5 protein-coding genes are annotated in these 2,807 nt (G+C 61.5%); all 5 read left to right on the top strand.

Features of this window, described 5'->3' with window-relative positions; translation table 11 throughout:
* Positions 1-382 (top strand): cell wall hydrolase (locus ACXJ7R_RS29315; RefSeq protein ID WP_457154878.1); only part of this gene is annotated, 382 nt, incomplete at its 5' end.
* 255 nt (positions 383-637) lie between these two features.
* A complete protein-coding gene (locus tag ACXJ7R_RS29310) occupies positions 638-1,045 on the top strand; it encodes an AtpZ/AtpI family protein (RefSeq protein WP_457154877.1) in 408 nt (135 codons plus the stop codon).
* A gap of 59 nt (positions 1,046-1,104) precedes the next feature.
* On the top strand, positions 1,105-1,863 hold the full coding sequence (locus ACXJ7R_RS29305; protein WP_095091979.1) for a F0F1 ATP synthase subunit A: 759 nt from the start codon (positions 1,105-1,107) through the stop codon (positions 1,861-1,863).
* Between the two features lie 83 nt (positions 1,864-1,946).
* Positions 1,947-2,171 carry a F0F1 ATP synthase subunit C gene (locus tag ACXJ7R_RS29300; RefSeq protein ID WP_006206606.1) on the top strand — a complete coding sequence of 75 codons (225 nt, stop codon included), beginning with the start codon at positions 1,947-1,949 and terminating at the stop codon, positions 2,169-2,171.
* Between the two features lie 67 nt (positions 2,172-2,238).
* Positions 2,239-2,807: F0F1 ATP synthase subunit B (locus tag ACXJ7R_RS29295; RefSeq protein WP_457154876.1), on the top strand; the 569-nt coding region annotated here is incomplete at its 3' end.

The raw sequence follows: 2,807 nt of genomic DNA, 5'->3' as shown, positions 1-2,807 counted from the left end.
CGGCATCTATTTCGAGGCGAGAAGCGAATCCGTGCGCGGCCAGGCCGCCGTCGCTCAGGTCATCCTCAATCGCGTCCGCAACCCGGCCTATCCCAATTCGATCTGCGGCGTCGTCTACCAGAACGACAGCTGGTTCAACCGCTGCCAGTTCTCCTTCGCTTGCGACGGCAGGAGGAAGCGCATCGACAGTCCCGCCGCCTACAAGACCGCGCAGGATATCGCCATGGCCGTCACCGCGGGCAAGATCTTCATCCCCGAGGTCGGATCGTCGACCCACTACTACGCCCAATATGTCCATCCCGGTTGGGCGCGCACGATGCAGAAGATGACCAAGATCGGCCTGCATATCTTCTACCGCACCTATGGCGGCGGCTGGAGCTGAGCACCGCACAGTCACCGATCTTTTCGCGCTGCGTGCAGCCGATCGAAGAGCCAATGCCGGGGGGATTCGTGCAGCGCATCCCCGTCGTCGTGGCGGGCACGATGTCGCACCTTTATAACCAATTGATTTTGTTGCCTAAAATACATGACAATGAACTTCCGCCCGTGGCTTGACTGGCGCAAACCCTCTAACTATGTTGCCGGCGACTTTAGAAGCGGACGGACGGTGACGGTCTGACCGGGCAGGGGGGTTGCGATGGCCGATAAAAACAGGCCAGACGGAACCGGAGAAACCGGCCGCGGCAAGCAGCATGAAGCCGAAATCCGCGACGACGATCTTGAGCGCCGCCGGCGTGAACTTGAAGCATCGCTTGCGACAAGGCGGCCGGACCGGCTCGAGGGGAAAGACGACGCGAAAGCGGGCAGTGTGGCCGGTTATGGCCAGGCGCTCAAACTCTCTAGCGAGTTCATCGCCGGAGTGGTGGTGGGTGCCGGCATCGGCTGGATCATCGACCGTCTGGCGGGGACATCGCCATGGGGTCTGATCGTGTTTCTGCTGCTGGGTTTTGGCGCCGGCGTGCTCAATGTGATGCGTTCCGCGGGCGTTGTGGCAGAATTCGGACAGGGCGATAAATCGCGCCGTGACCAGGACGACAGGAAATGACCGCGCTTCATGTGTGGTAATGGTAACGAAGCCGTACGCGGCATTGACGGGGTTTGAACGTGGCAGCTGACAAGGTCGATCCGATCCACCAGTTCCATATCAACAAGCTGATACCGATCGAGATCGGCGGCTACGACCTGTCTTTCACCAATTCCGCACTGTTCATGGTCGCAACAGTGGTCGTTGCGGCGGCATTTCTGTTTCTCACCACCTCGAGCCGCAGCCTGGTTCCGGGCCGCCTTCAGTCTGTCTCCGAGATGGCCTATGAGTTCGTCGGCAACATGTTGCGCGATGCCGCCGGCACGCAGGGCATGAAGTTCTTCCCGTTCGTGTTCTCGCTGTTCATGTTCGTGCTGGTCGCCAATCTGCTTGGCCTGTTCCCGTATTTCTTCACCGTCACCAGCCATATCATCGTCACCTTCGGCCTCGCCGCCCTGGTGATCGGAACCGTGGTCGTCTACGGGTTCATGAAGCATGGTCTGGGCTTCCTGAAGCTGTTCGTGCCGCATGGCGTGCCGGTGTTCCTGCTGCCACTGGTGGTGCTGATCGAGGTGATCTCCTTCGTGTCGCGCCCGGTCAGCCTCTCGGTTCGTCTGTTCGCCAACATGCTCGCCGGCCACATCACCCTGAAGGTGTTTTCTGGATTTGTCGTCAGCCTGAGCGCGCTGGGCGCAGTCGGCGTGGCGGGCTCGGTCCTGCCCCTGGCAATGGCGGTGGCCCTGACGGCACTGGAACTGCTGGTCGCTTTCCTGCAGGCCTACGTCTTTGCGGTGTTGACCTGCATGTACCTCAACGACGCCCTGCATCCCGGGCACTGATCAAGAGTTTCCGGCCCAAGAGTTTCCAACATTGGCGCCGGATTGAATCGCAACGGAATTTTAGATCCAAAGGAGTTGAACAAATGGACGCAGAAGCAGCAAAGTACATCGGCGCCGGCATCGCTTGCCTGGGCATGGGTGGCGCGGGCATTGGCCTCGGCAACATCTTCGGCAGCTACCTGGCGGGCGCTCTGCGCAACCCGTCGGCTGCTGATGGCCAGTTCGGCCGTCTGATCTTCGGCTTCGCCGTGACCGAAGCTCTGGGCATTTTCTCGCTTCTCATCGCGCTTCTGGCCCTGTTCGGCTGAGCTAAGCGTTGGGAAGATTGGACAGGCCGGCCGCGCAAGCGGCAGGCCTGAATTTCGGGGATAGTCCATGTTCGTGACATCTGCCTTCGCGCAAGAGTCCGCACCTGCAGCCGACACCAGCCACGCTGCGACGGAAGGCGACACGCATTCCGGCACCAGCGTGCCTGCCGAAGCGCACGGCACCTTTCCGCCATTCGATCCTGCGACGTTCCCGTCGCAGCTTCTGTGGCTGGCGATCACTTTCGGGCTGTTCTACCTCTTCCTGAAGCGGGTCGCGATGCCGCGCGTCGCGGGCATCATCGAGGTCCGCAACGACCGCATCACGCAGGACCTCGACCAGGCTAGCAAGTTGAAGGGCGAGGCCGACGCTGCCGTTGCTGCCTACGAGCAGGAACTGGCGGAAGCCAAGACCAAGGCCAACGCGATCGGCCAGCAGGCCGGCGATGCGGCCAAGGCCGAAGCCGAGACCGCACGCAAGAAGGTCGAGGCGGCCCTCGACGAGAAGCTTGGCGAGGCCGAAGCCCGCATTTCTTCCATCAAGGCCAATGCCATGAAGGAAGTCGGCAGCATTGCCGAGGACACCGCTTCGGCGATCGTCGAGGCACTGGTCGGCGGCAAGGCCAGCAAGGCCGAGAT

It is taken from the genome of Mesorhizobium sp. P5_C1 (genome assembly GCF_054049815.1).
Note: the sequence above shows the minus strand (reverse complement) of the source record. Positions and strands in the feature narration are given on the sequence as shown.